The sequence below is a fragment of the Streptomyces eurocidicus genome, from assembly GCF_002891295.1.
GTDB lineage: Bacteria > Actinomycetota > Actinomycetes > Streptomycetales > Streptomycetaceae > Streptomyces > Streptomyces eurocidicus.
In genome coordinates this window covers 38,718-55,494 of sequence record NZ_LGUI01000005.1, presented here as the reverse complement: position 1 = coordinate 55,494, position 16,777 = coordinate 38,718, and the positions used below count along the sequence as shown (strand labels likewise).

The window sequence follows — 16,777 nt, the reverse complement described above, 5'->3', positions numbered from 1 at the left end:
GCGGCGCTGTTCGGCGCGGGCGGCCGGGCCCAGGATTGATTACTGAATGCGGGCATTCGGTTGCGGTGGGTGGGCCGGCGGGGGTGCGGGTGTGAGGTGGGGCATGGGGCGTGGGTCACTTACGAGGTGATGTAGTGGACCCCTGCTGCCCCGCGAAAAGGGATATTGCGGGCGTGTGCGGGTGTGGCGGGGATGTCCGTGAACGGTGTGGGGTAGTAGGTCACACCTTTGCCAGGGGGTTTTCCGGCGGCTAACAATTACGGGGTCGCTTGGCGCCGTCGATCGAGACGCGGCGCTTTTTCCGCGCCGTTTCCGGGCCTGCGACATCCGCGATTGGAAGAGGTTCAGCTCAGTTATGCGCTCCACCATCTCCGGTTATACCCGTCTGCCCCTGGTCCACAAGCTCTCCACCGCTGGTATCGCCGCGGCCGGGATAGCCGCGGTGGCGTTCGCCGCCGTTCCGGCCTCGGCCGAGTCGCAGGCGCTGGACGTCAAGCCTGTCGCGTGGAGCACCACCGCCTCCGTTGCCGCCGAGGACCAGGCGCAGGGCGAGCTCGCCCAGCGTGTGGCCGGTGCCGCCGCCACGGCGAAGAGCGAGGCCGCGGCCGCGCAGAAGAACGCCGCGGAGACCGCTGCGAAGGCGAAGGCTGATGCGGAGCGTGCGCGGAAGGAGACGGCGAGCCGTTCGCAGGAGCGTAAGCCGGTCCAGGCCGCCCCGGCTCCTGCCGCCCCGGCCCAGGCTCCGGCTGCGGTTGAGAAGAAGGCTTACGGGAACAACCTGGACGGCTGGATCAACGAGGCGCTGGACATCCTGCGCGCCAAGGGCATCCCCGCCTCCTATGACGGCATCAAGCGGAACATCATGCGTGAGTCGACGGGTAACCCCCAGGCGATCAACAACTGGGACTCCAACGCCGCCGCCGGTATTCCGTCGAAGGGCCTGCTGCAGATCATCGACCCGACGTTCAAGGCGTACCACGTCGAGGGCACGTCCTGGGACATCTACGACCCGGTCGCCAACATCGCCGCGTCCTGCAACTACGCGGCCGACAAGTACGGCTCGATGGACCGCGTCAACTCCGCCTACTGATCACCCCACTGATCACCCCACGCACTTTCCACGCGAAGGGCGGCGGCACCCCGAACGACAAGGGGTGCCGCCGCCCTTCGCTGTGCTTGGTAGGCGTCGCTGGTTGCCCCCGTGAGCCTTGCTCGCCGAGCCGGTGCGACGTCAAGGTGCCGCCGATGAGTGCATGTCTGTGGGGCCGAGAACTAAAGTGGACTCATCAGTCCACTCAAGGGGGGCGATATGCAGAACGCATCCACTGCCAAAGGCCGGGCCACCCAGGCTCGCATCGTGGAAGGCGCGGCCGAAGTGCTGCGGGAGCAAGGTGTCTCCTTCACGACGCTCGACGATATCCGCGCACGCGCCAACGCGAGCAAGAGCCAGCTCTTCCATTACTTTCCCGGGGGCAAGGACGAATTGCTGCTGGCGGTGGCCCAGTGGGAGGCGGACCGCGTCCTGGCGGACCAGCAGCCGCATCTGGGATCCCTGGACTCATGGGAGTCGTGGGGGCGGTGGCGGGACGCTGTGGTGGAGCGTTACGAGCGCCAAGGTGACCAGTGCCCGCTGGGTGCCCTGTTCCTGCAGGTCGGCCGCTCGACCCCTGGAGCCCGCGCCATCGTCACGGAACTCATGCGGCAGTGGCAGAAGCAACTCGCCGACGGCATGCGCGCCCTCCAGGCCGGTGGCCTGGTGTCGCCGGGCTTCGACGTGGAGCGTTGTTCTGCCGCGCTGTTGGCGGGAATCCAGGGTGGCGTCTCCATCATGATGTCCACGGGTGACTCCACCCACCTCAAGGCGGCGCTGGACAACGGCATCGAGCAACTGCGGGAATCGGCAAGGCGTTTGGCCTGATGACGATATGGACGCAGCCTCGGAGGGTCTGGCGATCCGCTAGGAGTATGAGGCGTTGTGGGTCGACGGCGGTGTGGGACGCGTGATCGGCACGCGTTCCACACCACCCGGAGGACGGATCAGCGGTCGGTGGGGATGGCGGCGCGGAATTTGGTGGTGAGGTCGGCGCCGCGGATCACGCCGTTGGTGTGGTAGGTGAGTCCCCATGCGTCGATGGTGGAGCCGTCGGCGAACAGGCACATGCTTCGCAGGTGGTCGCGATCGGTCGGGTCGCTGGTTTTGATCCATCCGCCGACGTCGTTCTTGTGGTTGCCGAACTGGGTTGTTCCGCCGATGGCGGCGCAGTAGGCGGCGGAGGGGTTGCCTTGCGGGTGCTCGGGCAGGGCCGGCTTCCGGACGTACGCGAGTGCGGCGAGGGTCGGCAGGTCAGCGGCGAGGGTGTCGGTGGCCACGGTTATGCGGGAGTGGTCCGTGGCGGTGAACTCGCACAGCTCCCGCTGGCCGCCGAGTGGAGTGAGCTTGCTGCCGGAGTCGTAGAAGGGCCGGTAAGCCGCCGGGTCGCCGCCTTGGGCCTTGCACCAGGCGGCTGGAGTCTTCGGCCGGGGCTCCGACGGCTGAGCGGTGGCCTGGGTCGCTGCTGCGGCGACGGCAGCGGTGACGAGGGTGACGGCAAGGGCGCGTGCGCGCATTGTGCCTCCCGAGAAGTCTGAGGCCAAACAGTCTCGGGCTGGTTGCGCGTGCGCGTCAACGAGGCGTCGGTGCAGGGGAGTCCGGCGGCTCGGCCCGCCCGGGCGGTGGGGTGTGCGGTTCGGCGTGGGCACACGGCGAACCGCCGCGGGCATCGAGCCGGTACGAGCGCGCCCGGGTCGCCGGCCTCGCTCTGCGGACCGCAATCCGCACCGCCCGCGCTATGCCCACCGCCGCGCGGGACGAAGTCCCGGCCGCGTCCACGTCGTCCGGCTCGGCGCCGCCCATCAGACGCAGGTGCCCCTCATGACCGACGCCGAGCCGCCGACCGGCTCACCGCCACGGCGGCCGGGGAGCCGTCGCCGCAGCCGTCCAGCGCGGCTGCGCACCGATGCCGACGCCCTCAGCGGTAGACGGCCCGCGCGGTCGGGCGCTGGAAGAAGTGCCCGCCCTCAGACACCTGCTGCCACCGTGGCGCCCAGCCCCAGCAGCACGACACCGGTCGTCACACTGAGCCCCCGCAGGACCGTCGGCCGTGATATCAAGGCGCGCCCTCGGCCGACGGCCCAGGTGAGCAACATGTACCAGGAGGCGCTGACGAGCGCCCACAAGGCTCCCAGGGCGACGGTCGACAGGAACACCGGGCCCTTCGCCGTCACGAACTGGGGCAGCACCGAGACGGCGAACACGCCGGCCTTCGGGTTGCCGAGGTTGGTGCTCAGGCCGGTGAGGTATCCGCCCGCGAAGCCGGTGCGGCGCCCGCCCTCGTGGGGCGGGCGGGTGGAGACGGTGGTGAGCGCGGTCCGTAGCGTCTTCACTCCGAGGCCCATCAGCACGATGCCGCCTGCGATCCGGAGCGCCGCGTACGCGGTGGGGCTGGCCAGCAGGACGGCGGACAGCCCGGCCGCGGCGGCCGTGGACCACAGCAGGAAGCCGGTGGCGTTGCCCGCGAGCGTGCCTCGGACTGTGCGTCGGCCGCCTTCCAGAACCTGTCGGATCAACAGGGCTTGACTCGCGCCTGGCAGCATCGCCAGCAGCAAGGTGGTGGCGATGAAAACGGGCACATGCGTGGGCATGGGAAAAGAACCCCTTCCGGGGATTGCGGTCGATGGGTGCACCACCAGGCTTCCTGTCCCGCGCCCCCAAGAGAAGTTAAAAGAGAGGGGTGTAGCGTTAAGATGAGTGAATGGTGATGGACCCGGGGCAGCTCCGCCTTCTCGCGCTGATCGAGCGGCACGGCTCCCTGACGGCGGCGGCTCGCGCCCTCCAACTCACGCCCGCGGCGATCACACAGCAGGTGGTCAAGGCCGAGCGCGACTGGCAGGTGCCGCTGGTCATCCGTGGTCCTCGCGGGGCAACGCTCACCGCGGCCGGCGCGCTGCTGGCCTCCCACGGTCGAACCGTGGAGGAGGCCTCGGACAGGGCCGAGGCGGAACTGGCCGCACTGCTCGGCCACCTCTCCCTACGGCTGCGGATCGGAACGTTCCAGGCAGCCGCCCTGCACCTGCTGCCACCCGCCCTGACGGCGCTGCGCCACCGCCATCCGGACGCCGACGTCTCGGTCGTGGACGTGGTGTCCGGACGCGGAGCGGATGAGATCAGCGCGGGACGCCTGGACATGGTCATCGTCGCGTCCTGGGGCACGCCGCTCGCGCCGCCCCCACACATACGGGCCCACTCGCTCCTGTTGGACCCGATGGTCGTGGTTCTCCCCGACGACCATCCACTGGCCATCGGGCAGCCCGCGGACACCGAACTTCACCTGGAACAACTGCGCGACGAATCGTGGGTTTCCATCCTGGCCGGCCATGCCGCCCGCGAACAGTTCCACGACGCTGCCCGCGAGGCCGGTTTCACTCCCACCGTGCGGTTCGAGACCGAGTCCTACGATGTCGCCCAGGCCCTCGTCGGCACAGGCAGCGCAGTGGCCCTGGTCTCGCGCCTGGCCCTGACCCATGCGCCCGGCACCACCCATCGCGAACTGGCCCACCCCAGGCCCTACCGCCAGCTCTACGCCGTGACCAAAACAGACGCCAGCCTCACACCACTCGCAGACATGCTCATCGACCTCCTACGCGATGTCGCCCGCGACATCACCGCCACCTGGGAGGCTCCCCTGCAAGAAAAACAACGCTCATCGAACTCACCGCACGGAGCCTGAAAGCCCCCGGTTCTGAATCGACACCGCCTGGTCCGGAGCCGCCGGCCCCGCTCCGACCGATCATCGACGTCGGCAGCCGGCTCGCGGCACTGAAGCAATGGGCGTAACACTGAACAGCCCACCGCGACTTTGCCCGGAATGCTGAAGCACTGAGCGGCACCCGACAAGACTGTCCGTGATGTTGGCTGTGCCGACCATGGGCCATTGCTTAACTGTTCTGATGGCCACTGAACTGATGCTGCTGTGCCGGGTTTCCTACCGTGACCAGGAGGTCACCGCGCCCAGGCTGCGCGGCCTGCTCGCTCTTCTGGCGGGCGAACCACGCACCGGGTGCAGCACGGCGTTCCTGGTGGACGGCCTCTGGAGGGACGGGGAACCGCGGAATCCCGTGAAGGCGCTGCAGACTCTGGTCGCGCGCGCCCGGAGCCTTCTCGGTGCCGGCGTGATCGTCGGCACCGCTACCGGCTATCGCCTCGCGCTGGGTGAGGAGCAGGTCGACAGCTCCGCCGTCCTGCTCCACGCCGCGGCGGGTGCGGAGCGGCTGCGGAGCGAGGACCCGGCAGCGGCGCTCGCGGAAGCCGAGGCGGGCCTGGCGTTGTGGGGTGCCGACGGCGTGCGGTGCGAGGGGGATGCCCCCGGCGATCCGGTGTCCGCGCTGCGCGCGGAACGGGCCCCGGTGTACCGGTCGCTCATACAGATCCGTGCTCTGGCCCTCGCGCGGTTCGCTCGCCGGGCCGAGGCGGTCGAACCGCTCACGCACCTGGTGCGTGAGCTGCCGCGGGACGAGGAGGTGTTGCTCGAACTGGTGCGCTGCCAGGCGGCAACCGTGGGGCCGGCCACTGCTCTGGCCACATACGACGGTTACCGCCGCAGGCTCCGCGAGGAACTCGGAGCCGACCCGGGACCCGCGCTGCAGGGCGTACATCAGGAACTGCTGCGGGGGGCGGCGCCCGCGGTGCGCCGCGGGGTGTCGCACGATCCCAATCCCTTGCTCGGCCGTGCCGCCGACACCGTCGCGGTGGCGGAGATGCTGCGGACCTCCCGGGTCACCTCGATCGTCGGACCAGGAGGCTTGGGTAAGACCCGCCTCGCACACGCGGTGAGCCGCGAGGCGGAGCAGCGGGTGGTGCATCTGGTCGGGCTCGCCGGTATCACCAGCGACGCGGATGTGGTCGGCGAGGTCGCGTCGGCTCTCGGGGTCGGCGAGTCACTGCGCCTCCACACACTCCCGTCCGCCGTCCCCGCCGATGTCCTCACCGGCATGGTGGGCGCGCTCGGGCCCGGCCCCGCGCTGCTGGTCCTCGACAACTGTGAGCATGTGATCCGCGGTGTCGCGCAGCTGGTGCAGGCCCTGGTGTCGGCCGTCCGCGACCTGCGGGTCCTCACCACCAGCCGGGCTCCCCTCGGCATCTCCGCCGAATCGGTGTATCCGCTGCCGGAGCTGGATCTGCCGACCACCGTCGAACTGTTCCGGCAGCGGGCCCGGGCCGCTCGCCCCGGCGCCGAGCTGCCCACCGGGACGATGACCGAGCTGTGCCGCCGCCTGGACGGATTGCCGCTCGCCGCAGAGCTGGCGGCGGCGCGGGTACGCGTCATGACGGTCGGTGAGATCAGCCACCGGCTGGCGGACCGGTTCGCCCTGCTACGGGGCGGGGCACGGGACGCCCCGCCCCGCCACCGCACCCTGCACGCCGTCGTCGACTGGAGCTGGAACCTCCTGGACCCGGCAGGGCAGGCGGTGCTGCGTACGCTGTCGGTCTTCCCCAACGGCTTCACGGCGGACGCCGCCCGGTATCTCCTCGATGACGACGAGCTCTTCGGCGGCCTGTTCCGCGACGGCGAGGTACTGGAAGTGCTCACGGATCTGGTTGACCAATCGCTGGTCAAAGTGGTGGACACGGCCGCCGGCGCGCGCTTCGCGATGCTGGAGACGATACGGGAGTTCTGCACAGCCCAGCGGGCGCGCTCAGGCGAGGACGACCGCGTGACCCGCCGGTACCTGGCATGGGCGTGCGACTTCGGGATGCGGCACCACGACGCGCTCTTCGGGCCCGCCCCCTTCGAGGCATGGGAGCGGATCAGAGCCGAGCAGGACAACCTCATCCAGGCGCTGCGGCTCGGCCTCGCCCAGGAGGACGGCGCCGCGGTCGCGGCCACCACCGCGGTCCTCGCGACCCTGTGGACCACCGAGGCGAATTACGCTCGCCTCGTCCCGCTCGCCCAGGACGCCGGCCCCCTGCTCTCCCACTTCCGGCCCCGGCCCGACTACGTCGAGGTCACCCGGACCGCCACGGCCACCTGTGCCATGAGTCTGTTCCTCGGCTTCGCCCCCGGAGCGGCGCGCACGCTCGTCGCCCTGCGCCGCCTGCCACCGGCCTCACCGAACACCCTGGTAGGGGCCGCCTCGACCGTCCTGTGCGCCCTGCCTGGACTCCTGGGCCCCGATGAATCGGTGCTCAATGCCTTGTGCGACCGGGATGAGTCACTGCTCTCCGGCGTGGCCAACTGCGTGGCCAGCCTTGTGTGGGAGAACTCCTACGACCCGGGTCGCGCGCTGTCGGCGGCCCAGCGCATGCTCGACGCCTTCAAGGAGCTGCGCATCCCGTGGATCCAGGCCATGGCTCCCGCCCAGATGGCCAGACTGTGCCTCCAGACCGAGCAAGGACGCGAAGCACTGCACCATCTACGGTCGGCACTACAGGTCCTGAGGGAGCCCGGCCTCCAGGAGGGAGACCCGATCGGCGTCCGGTGGGGCATGGCGCTCGCCAACCTGCACACCGGTGAACTCGAAGAAGCCGAGCACTGGGTGGCGCAGGCGACGCTGCACGAGCCCCAAGAGGCACCGGACGTCCTCTCGCCCGGCCTTGGCGTACGCGCCGAGATCGCACTCGCGCGCGGCGACACCGAAGACGGGCTGCGCCTGTGGCGCCGGGCCGCCGAAGGAGTACGAAGCAGCACCGCCGGCCCGGTCTCCGACCTCGAACTGGACCTGGAGCCCTGGGCCCTGGAGGTCCAGGCCGTCGCCGTGACCGCCCACGCGCGATACGGTTGCCTCGACCTCGTCGAGGACCTCACCCTCACCCTCCAGGACCGGCTTCCGGCGCTCATGGCTCCCCGCGCCGCCGCGCCGTGGCCTGACGGAGGCCTCGTGAACCCTCCGCTCTGCGGTGCGCTGCTGCTCGCGCTCGGCATGGCCGACCTCGACCACGGTCTGCGCACCGGCGACGCGCGCCGCACCAGGTCGGGAACACGGCTGATCGCCCTGGCCGAACGCTTCCGCTACCTGCGCGTCTTCCAGCCGACCATGTCCTCCGCGCTGTCCCGGCAGGCGGCCGAACAAGCCGACAGGGCCGCGTACACCGAGGCGGTATCGGCGTATGCCGCCCTGGACCGGGACGCACTGCGGGCCGCCGCGCTGACGGCGTTACGGGAACGGGACCGTGGTCTGAAGCCACTCTGAAGCCGCTCTGAAGCTCATTGACGGCACGCTCTGCGCAGACCTCGCGAGATGTCTCGATCTCACGTGGACAGGTTCCAGGAATATCGAGGGAGCGGAGGCGCGATACATGGCACCCGCTTCTCGAACAACGTCGCAGGAGGATGAATCAGATGAACGCCAGGAGATGGGCCTTAGCGGTTTCCTCGCTCACCGCCGCTGTCGCGGTCGGCATTCCCCCGGCCATGGCGCAGGCCGCCGAAACCCGGCACGTGGGCGACCGGTGCACCAGCGACGACTACACGACGTGTGCCGGGTCGGCGTCCTTCATCAAGGAGGGGGACCACATGCTGATCTGGGACAACAAGGCTGACGGGCACTCGGTCGTCGTCATCGGAGACCGGTCCGACGGGCTGCCGCTGAAGTTGCGGAACCACTCCGGCTCTGAAGGCGACGGGAAGGTCGACCACAACCTGAACCTTCCCGAGAACGGGTGGATCCGCTACAAGGTCTGCCTGGGGGAGTACGGCTCCAAGAACGTCATCGAAAACACCTGCTCCGCGAGCAAGACGGAGAATGCCTCGTAACGAGGTGGGGATGGCCCACAGGGAGAAGTGAGAACCGGCTGGTGGCGACCTCGGCCGCTACCAGCTGACACAAGTGACAGGCACGGTGTGGCCGTCCGTACCATGGCGGGCACGGGCGGGGGGAAAGGCCGTGCGTCTGCGGCTGGTCGTGGTCGAGGACGCCGTTGACCGCACGGGTGGCCCGGGTGGCGAACCCGCGAGGCACGACCGCGTGTGGGTGCGCGACCGGCTTGAGGGGTTGTGGGACGAGGGCCTCGTCGCCTGGCACCCGCGCGACAGGCGCCCCGGGATCTCGCCCGCCCAGCCGGCGCTGGTCTGCGTGCTGCAGCACTTGCACCACCTCTCCGACCGGCAGGCCGCCGAGGTGGCGCGCTGCCGCATCGACGTCAAATACGTCCTCGGCCTGGAGCTGGACGATCCCGGCTTCCACCACAGCGTGCTCCGCGACTTCCGTGATCGGCTGGCCCAGGAGGACCGGGCCGACCTGCTGCTCGGCCTCGCCCTGAAGCGGCCGAAGGAGGCGAGGCGGGGCTGGTCAAGGAACGCGGGCACCGGCGCACCGACTCCATCTGCATCCTCTTCGCCGCGAGGGAGCCGGGCAGACCCGAGCTGGTCGCCGAAGCGGTCCGCGCCGTCGTGGAGAACCTCGCCCGCACCGCCCCCTGAACTGCTCGAGGATCTTGTGACCGCGGAGTGGGGCGAACGCTACGGACGGCAGGTGCGGATGTGCGGCCAGCCCAGTCACTCCGTCGCCCGTTTCACCCAGGCCGGCACCGACGCCCGCACCCTGCTCGACCACATCTACGCGGGCTGCCCCGGCGGCACTCTGCCGCAGGGCGAGGTCCTGCGGCAGATCTTGGTGCAGCAAGCCCCGGGCTATGGCACCCTTCACGGTGGTCCGGTTCGGCAAGCGGCAGTGTGGTCCGTGCCCCGAGCGGACCAGATGCCCCCCCGCGGCGCCGCCGGGGCCAGGACGTCCGAAAAGCAACCCTCTCATGTAATCCGATCGAGTGATTCCCGAAGAAACCCTTCCGGTGAATCGTTAACCCGGGCTTTACTGAGGCATGCGCCTGGCGAACATGATCAGGCAGAAAAAGGTTCAGAAAGACCGCCCTCGCTCGTATCACGTCACCCTGGGCCGTAAACCTGCAAACCTCCTGGCCGCGCCGGGTCAACAGTACGTACACCAGGAGCCGGTGGTTCAGAAAAAGAACGCAGCAAGAACAACTACCGCATATCCCAGCGGCTGGCACGATCACGATGGCCGCGACATCATCCGGGCGGCCCGCCGGCAGGAGCTCCAGCAGGCACAGGCCGGCCACATCGCCTATCTCCGAAAGCGACGAGCCGAAAGCTCCCGGCCCTGATCCCCTTGGCTTGGGTGATTCCACCCCAATCTGGTTCAAGGAATCAGGCGAGCCTCGCTTCTGCTGCAAGGGACCGTCGTCATGCCTTATGAGGATCACCGGACTTGGCTCAGCGGCTGTGCGGAAGCCTTCGGCGGTGAAGTGGGAGCGATGCGCAGGCGGTGCGGGTGGGTTGTGTGTGAAGGGTCACCGGAGGTGGCGGAATGATGGGGTACAGGATCCGCTTGCGGCGGGACCCCCTCGCCTACGTCGAGGAGCTGAGCCGCGGCAGCACGGCGGGGGTGATGCGGCTTCCCTGGGGTGGCTGGTGTGTCCGCGATACCGAGCTGGCGCAGACACTGCTGCGGGATCCGGAGTACCACACGGACGGGTCGGTCTTCTTCGGCGAGCTGCTGCCCGCCCGCGGTGCGCAGGCGGAGCTGGGCCGCGCGGTGCGCAGCCTTCTGCGAGACGGCGTGCCGCGCTACCGTGCCGCGTTGCCCGAGGCGGTGGCCGCTCTGCCGACGGCCAGCCGGTGGCCGGACGCCGGCACGCGGGTGGTCTACCACTGCCTGGCGGACGTGCTGCTGCGCCCCGGCACACCGGGCGGCAGCCGTGAGCTGATGCGGCAGGCCGCCCACGAGGGCGTGGCGGTGCGCTCGCCGCATGTGTGGCAGCGGGCCCGGGCGGAGCTGGTGCGGGCCAGGCTGGTGACCGCCGTGACCGAGGAGGCACACCGCCGCCGCCGGCAGCCTGCCGGTGAACCGCGGGACATGCTGGACGCGGTGCTCACGGTGTGCCCGGAAGCGGAGATGCCCGGCCGGACAGTGGCCGACCTGCACCTGATGATGTTCCGGGCGATCATGGCCCCCGTCAGCGCCTCGCTGGCATGGTCGGTGCTGCTGGCCTGCCTGCACCACACCAGGGCCGCACCGTGGCCCTGGCCGACCGATCACGTCGTGCGCGAGGCGCTGAGGCACCGCCCGGTGCCCTGGATGCTCGGGCGCACCCTCCCGCGCGCCGTGGAACTCGGCGGCATCGTCTTCCCGCCCGGTGAGCTGCTCTCCGTCTGCCCGTACCTGCTGCACCATGACGAACGCCACTGGGATTCCCCTGACGCCTTCCAGCCCGAACGCTGGGCCGGCGACAGTGGGCACGGCCCCTACATCCCCTTCGGAACGGGGCCTTTCAGCTGCGCCGGCGCGGCGGTGGCACACACGCTGCTCACCGATTCGCTGGCCGCACTCACCGACCACGCCTGCCTGGCTGTCACCGGCGGTGATACACGCGCCGCCATGTCGGAGGGCAATGTCCCGCGACCGTTCATTCTCCACCGCACCCCGGACCACCCGCCCGCACACGACATGAGAAGGAGGTGATGAGCCATGGCCGCGACGATGCGACGCATCTTCACCAACAAGCCAGCCCGACGGTGGTACTGGTACTGATGAGCAGGGCACCACAGGCCCGGACGCCTCCGGTGTCCGGGCCTTCCCCTGCGGTGAACGAGGACTGCCGTTAAGAATCTTGGCAGGAGGGGCAAAGTGCCCCACCTGCCCGCGCGGCGCGAACTGCCGAACGCACGTCGCGCGCCTCGCGGGAGCGCCGATCGCACACGGCGTACTCGCGGCCGTCACACACGGTCTTCAGACCCGTCGCGCGCCCCCGCCGGCTCCCGGACGGCCCGACCAGCCGGAGCCGCGCCGCCCTGCCCGCGCCGGACGGACGTGGTACCGCACCGCTCGCGAGCACCCTGGGAAACGATCTCCACCTGAGCGGGAACATCTCCCGGGGAACCCATGAACAGCCGCACGTCAGCGAATTTTGTCGGTTGGCCCCGGGCAATCCCGCCGGCCCGCCCTCACCCCGGCCGCTAGCCTCGGCGCTCATGAACAACAGGCGGCGCAAGAAGCTCTCCCGACAGCTCACCGTGGCGGCCCTGCTGGGTGACACCGCCCGTGTGAAGGCGCTGCTGCGGGCCGGCGCCGACCCCGAGCGGGCGGACAGCGAGGGCACCACCCCACTGTACGAGGCGTCGGTGAACGGGGAGGCCGGCGTCGTCCGGCTGCTCCTGGCGGCCGGGGCCCGCCCCGACACCGAGAGCGGGCACGGTTCGCAGGGCACGCCGCTGTGCGGGGCCGCCTGCTGGGGGCACACCGAGGCGGTGCGGGAACTGCTGGCGTACGGTGCCGATCCCGGCCTGCGGGAGGACCACGGCACGGGCCGCTCGCCCCTGGAATGGGCGCTCACCGGCCCGCATCCCGCCACGGCCGCCCTCCTCGCCGAGGCGGGAGCGGCCACGGACCGCGTGCCCGCCCCGGCCGTCGCCGCGCCCCACGCGAGCGCGTAGTCGCCCAGGGAGGGATCGAGCAGGCCGAAGGCGCGGGGAGGGCTTCCTCGTGCAGGTGGTGCAGGTGGTGCAGGCGGGCGGCGTGGTCGGAGACCAGCCGCCGGGTCTCGCGCCTCTTGGACTCCCGGAGCCCTGCCGGTGCGGCGCCCACACGCTAAATATGACATCCATAGCAACTTTGCTCTTGGCGCACAACGAGCACCCCGAGACGATCCCCCCGCCCCGTGTAGGTTCCGAGAGTCGATGCCCAATGTCGGCCGAGGATGCGCACTGAATGCGCAAATCCGGGGTTCGGTGCGCAATAGTCACGGTCCGTAGCCGTCGGTGTCAATCTCGATCTGGTGGCGTAGCGGACCCTTTCCCGGGCAGGCGGGGCAGCGTTGGCGCCGGACCTGGCGCCAACGCTGCCCCGCCTGGCGCCGCTCCCGGCCTCGGGCTTCAGCGGGAGAGGAGGTCTCGAAGTGCCTTGGCGATGTCGGCGGGGGCTTCTTCAGCCATGAAGTGGCCGCAGGCGACGGTAGTGTGCCGCAGATCCGGTGCCCAGGCGCTCCACAGTGCTGCCGCGTCGAAGCCGAGGGCGGCGCCCCAGTCCTGTTGGAGCACGGTGACCGGCATCCGTAGACGGTTGCCGGCGTCCTGGTCGGCCTGGTCGTGGGCGACGTCGGTGCCGGCAGAGGCGCGGTAGTCGGCCACGATCGAGGGCACCGCGTCTCGGCAGGCGTCCAGGTAGGCGGCGCGGACGTCGGCGGGAATCGCCTGCGGGTCGTTGGTCCAGATGTCGAGGAAGTGGCCGAAGAAGGCGTCCGGGCCGGCGGAGATCATCTGCTCGGGCAGGCCCGGGGGCTGGGCCATCAGGTAGAGGTGGAAGCCGACGGCGGCAGTGACACCGCGCATCACCTCCCACATGTCTACCGTCGGGAGCACATCGAGGCAGGCCAGGTGAGTGATCGTCTCGGGGTGGTCGAGCCCGGCGCGGAAGGCGACCAGGGCGCCGCGGTCGTGTCCGGCCAGCGCGAAGCGCTCATGCCCCAGCGCGCGGGCCAGGGCGACGATGTCCGCGGCCATGGTGCGCTTGGCGTAGACGTTGCCATCGGTCTCGACGGGTTTGTCGCTCGCGCCGTAGCCGCGCAGGTCGGGGCAGATCACGGTGTGGTCGGCCGCGAGGTCGGCGGCGACATGCCGCCACATCAGGTGGGTCTGCGGGAAGCCGTGCAGCAGCACGATCGGACTGCCCGAGCCGGAGACGGCCGCATTGAGGGATACACCGTCCGCGACGGGGACGCGTTGGTAGGTGAAGCCGGCGGTGGCAGGCGTCATGGTTTCGCCCTTCCTCCTATAGGTGACCAGGTGCCTCACAGCCTGCCGGGCGCGGATGAGCATCGAGTGAGCGCGTTACGGTAACCAGGGGCGATGCCCGGAAAGGAGTGGTCGAAGATGCAGGTCGCGTTCGGGGTGCTGGGGCCGGTGGTGGCCTGGGACGGTGCCGGAGGCGCGATCGCCTTGAAAGGGCCGCGGCACCGCGCCGTGCTGGCCCGGCTGATCGTCTCCCGCCGCCGCGTCGTCCCGGTCACGCGCCTGGTCGAGGACCTGTGGGAGGACCCGCCCGCTGATGCGGTGGGCGCGGTGCGTACCTTCGTGGCTGCGCTGCGCCGCGCTCTGGAACCGCAGCGCCCACCCCGTGCTCCGGCCAGGCTGCTGGTCACCGAGGGCCCGGGGTACGCGCTGCACGCGGAGCCGGACGCGGTGGACGCCTGGCGTTTCGAGCAGGCGGTGGCCGCCGCCGCGACGCTGCCACCCCAGCCTGCGCTCGCACGGCTGGAGGAGGCGCTGGGATGGTGGCGCGGGCCTGCCTACGCCGACTTCACCGAGGAGATCTGGGCCCGTGGGGAGCGCTCCCGCCTGGGCGAACTGCGGCTGCACGCCGTCGAGCGCGGGGCCGAGGCCCGGCTGGCCCTGGGACTTGCCGCCGAGGCAGTGCCGGACCTGGACGCGCACGTGGCGGAGCACCCCTGGCGTGAGGACGCCTGGCGACTGCTGGCCCTCGCGCTGTACCGCACCGGCCGCCAGGGCGACGAGCTCGCGGTGCTGCGCCGGGCGCGCACGCTCCTCATCGAGCAACTGGGGGTGGATCCGGGCCCGGGTCTGCGCCGCCTGGAGGCGGACATCCTCGACCAGGCCGGCCACCTCGAGGCCGCGTCCGGGTCAATGGGTTCGGCGGGGCGGGTGTGGGCGCAGGCGGCCGCCGCCTACGACCGCACCGTGGCATCCGGCGCCCGGGCGCGACTGGAGTCGACGGTGGGCCTGCTGCGCGATCTCGCGGTGACCGGGGGCGGGGGCCTTCAGGCCGCCCGTCAGCACCGCTTGGCGGCCATCACGGCGGCGGAGGAGCTGGGCGACGCGGAACTCACCGCCCGCGTGATCGGCGCCTACGACGTCCCGGCGATCTGGACCCGGGCCGACGACCCGCAGCAGGCCGCGTGTGTCGTGGCGGCGGCCGAGCGCACCCTGGGCGCCCTCCGGCCGGGTGCGCACCCGACGGCGCGAGCCCGCCTCCTGGCCACGATCGCCCTGGAGTCACGCGGCACCCGCTCAGCACTCGGGCCCCATGCCGCCCGGCAGGCAGAGCAGATCGCCCGCCGCCTGGACGACCCCGCGCTACTGGCGTTCGCCCTTAACGGCGTGTTCATGCAGACCTTCCACCGCGCGGGTCTGGCCCCGCGCCGGGACGAGATCGGCGCCGAGCTCGTCGACCTGTCCGCCCGACACGGCATGGCCGCCTACGAAGTGCTCGGACACCTCATCCGACTCCAGGCCCGAAGCGCGCTCGCGGACTTCGCCACAGCCGACGGACACGCGGCCTGCGCAGACCGCCTGGCCGAGCGTCACGAGTTGCCGCTGGTCGGCGTGTTCACCCATTGGTATCGGGCGCTGCGGCTCGCCGAGAGCGGCGGGACATCGGTTGCAGAGGCGGAGGCGGCCTACCAGGACGCCGCAGAGCAACTGAACGGAGCCGGCATGCCCGGACTGGAACGCGGGCTGTTGCCGCTCGCCCTGCTGTCCCTGCGCCTGCGGCACGCACAGCCCGCCCAGGCCGACGAACGCACCGACTGGGGACCCTATGAGCCTTGGACCCGCCCCCTGGTGCTGCTGGCCCAAGACCGCGGCGGTGAGGTCACGGCAGCCCTGCGCCGGCTCCCGGAACCGCCCCGCGACCTGATGTTCGAAGCCCTATGGTGCCTTGCCGCACGAGCCGCGATCGCCGTCGGCGACCGGAAGACGATGGAGCGCGCCTTCACGGAGCTCGCCCCCGCAACGGCGGAGCTGGCCGGGGCAGGCAGCGGCCTGCTCACCCTGGGCCCGGTCGCGAAGCACCTCGACGACCTCGCTACCGCCCTCCAGCATCCTCGGTGAGCAGATCGCACCCATTCGTCCGGGACCCATGACGCCGAGTTCGCCACGCGCGGCGTCGTCGGCCGAACGTCGCAGGCCAGGCCGGACTCGACCACCGAGGCGCCGTGCGTGTCCTGACTCCTTGCCCTCTGCGACGACAACACACCGCGACCACCGCACAGGGCGACATGAAGCAGAATGCGCATTCCCAGCAGACGCGTTCAGTGCGCGTCAAGCCCGGATCCCAACGTTTCCGCAGGTCTCGGTGCGCACGAAGCCACGGACTCTACACCCGCCCCGCCCCGCCCCGACACGCCCTACTCCGTCCGCGTCACCAGCAGGACCTCGATGGGGCCGCGCTCCCATGCGCCCGGGACACGGGCCCTCCTACGGTAGGGATCCGGCGCTCCACTACCGGCGCCCCGCACACCGGCGGGGCCGGGAGCCCGGCACACGAGAGGAACACCCCTCATGAACGCACGAACCCTGCGGACCGGACCCGCGATCGCCCTGGCCGCGGCAGGCATGCTGCTTGGCGGCGCGGCGGGAGCGGCCGTCGCCGCCCCGCAGCAGGGCATCGCGAGCACGAGCGCCACGGTGCTCCAGGAGCGCCCATCCGGCAAGTACGGCCCGTACTCCTCCTACAAGTCCTGCTACAAGGCGGGGAAGTACGGCCAGGACCACGGCCGCTGGCACTACTTCTCCTGCAAGGACGAACACCACAAGTGGTGGCTGTACACCTACCGCTGACAGCGGCAGGGCAGGTCACCCGCCCGGCCGGGCCTGGGAACCCGTCACGCACCCCACGCGGGGGCGTACGGGCGTCCCGGCCCCGGCCCGCCGCACGCCGCCTCGCACCCCCGCGGGGCCCTGCCCGCCCGGTGCGGCAGACCGGCCCGGCC

At 70.8% G+C, this 16,777-nt stretch carries 13 protein-coding genes; 10 read left to right on the top strand and 3 right to left on the bottom strand.

Annotated features, from left to right (window positions below; translation table 11 throughout):
- The first annotated feature begins 355 nt into the window (after nt 1-355).
- Together AF335_RS17345 and AF335_RS17340 are read left to right on the top strand one after the other, a co-directional pair.
- Nucleotides 356-1,090 carry a transglycosylase SLT domain-containing protein gene (locus tag AF335_RS17345; RefSeq protein WP_102919312.1) on the top strand — a complete coding sequence of 245 codons (735 nt, stop codon included), beginning with the start codon at nt 356-358 and terminating at the stop codon, nt 1,088-1,090.
- A gap of 219 nt (nt 1,091-1,309) precedes the next feature.
- Nucleotides 1,310-1,918: a TetR/AcrR family transcriptional regulator gene (locus AF335_RS17340; RefSeq protein ID WP_102919311.1), complete on the top strand. Its 609-nt coding sequence runs from the start codon at nt 1,310-1,312 to the stop codon at nt 1,916-1,918.
- Between the two features lie 119 nt (nt 1,919-2,037).
- Here the strand turns inward: AF335_RS17340 and AF335_RS17335 are convergent, their stop codons facing one another.
- Together AF335_RS17335 and AF335_RS17325 are read right to left on the bottom strand one after the other, a co-directional pair.
- Nucleotides 2,038-2,607 carry a hypothetical protein gene (locus tag AF335_RS17335; protein ID WP_102919310.1) on the bottom strand — a complete coding sequence of 190 codons (570 nt, stop codon included), beginning with the start codon at nt 2,605-2,607 and terminating at the stop codon, nt 2,038-2,040.
- A gap of 450 nt (nt 2,608-3,057) precedes the next feature.
- Nucleotides 3,058-3,681, bottom strand: coding sequence for a LysE family translocator (locus tag AF335_RS17325; RefSeq protein WP_102919308.1), 624 nt, complete (start codon nt 3,679-3,681; stop codon nt 3,058-3,060).
- A gap of 110 nt (nt 3,682-3,791) precedes the next feature.
- Here AF335_RS17325 and AF335_RS17320 point away from each other — a divergent pair, with 110 nt between their 5' ends.
- The 6 genes from AF335_RS17320 to AF335_RS17295 all read left to right on the top strand — a co-directional run bounded on the left by AF335_RS17320 (nt 3,792) and on the right by AF335_RS17295 (nt 12,485).
- Entirely contained in the window at nt 3,792-4,766 is a 975-nt protein-coding gene (locus tag AF335_RS17320; protein WP_102919307.1) for a LysR family transcriptional regulator, read from the top strand.
- Between the two features lie 220 nt (nt 4,767-4,986).
- On the top strand, nt 4,987-8,226 hold the full coding sequence (locus AF335_RS17315; RefSeq protein WP_102919306.1) for an ATP-binding protein: 3,240 nt from the start codon (nt 4,987-4,989) through the stop codon (nt 8,224-8,226).
- A gap of 149 nt (nt 8,227-8,375) precedes the next feature.
- On the top strand, nt 8,376-8,789 hold the full coding sequence (locus tag AF335_RS17310) for a hypothetical protein (protein WP_146045549.1): 414 nt from the start codon (nt 8,376-8,378) through the stop codon (nt 8,787-8,789).
- Nucleotides 8,790-8,919: 130 nt separating this feature from the next.
- Nucleotides 8,920-9,933: a transposase gene (locus tag AF335_RS33820; protein WP_170127728.1), complete on the top strand. Its 1,014-nt coding sequence runs from the start codon at nt 8,920-8,922 to the stop codon at nt 9,931-9,933.
- A 429-nt stretch (nt 9,934-10,362) separates the two neighbouring features.
- The gene (locus AF335_RS17300) at nt 10,363-11,514 is read left to right on the top strand and encodes a cytochrome P450 (RefSeq protein ID WP_102919657.1); all 1,152 of its coding nucleotides are present in this window, start codon (nt 10,363-10,365) and stop codon (nt 11,512-11,514) included.
- 509 nt (nt 11,515-12,023) lie between these two features.
- Nucleotides 12,024-12,485: an ankyrin repeat domain-containing protein gene (locus AF335_RS17295; protein ID WP_102919656.1), complete on the top strand. Its 462-nt coding sequence runs from the start codon at nt 12,024-12,026 to the stop codon at nt 12,483-12,485.
- Nucleotides 12,486-12,923: 438 nt separating this feature from the next.
- On the opposite strand, the gene AF335_RS17290 is transcribed toward AF335_RS17295, so the two are convergent.
- Complete coding sequence (locus tag AF335_RS17290; protein ID WP_102919304.1) at nt 12,924-13,802, bottom strand: alpha/beta fold hydrolase; 879 nt, start codon at nt 13,800-13,802, stop codon at nt 12,924-12,926.
- Between the two features lie 117 nt (nt 13,803-13,919).
- Between AF335_RS17290 and AF335_RS17285 the strand changes: the two genes are divergently transcribed.
- The gene (locus AF335_RS17285) at nt 13,920-15,896 is read left to right on the top strand and encodes an AfsR/SARP family transcriptional regulator (protein ID WP_102919303.1); all 1,977 of its coding nucleotides are present in this window, start codon (nt 13,920-13,922) and stop codon (nt 15,894-15,896) included.
- Nucleotides 15,897-16,346: 450 nt separating this feature from the next.
- Nucleotides 16,347-16,625 (top strand): hypothetical protein, encoded by a 279-nt coding sequence (locus AF335_RS17280; protein ID WP_102919302.1) that lies wholly within the window; start codon nt 16,347-16,349, stop codon nt 16,623-16,625.
- Nucleotides 16,626-16,777 lie beyond the last annotated feature (152 nt).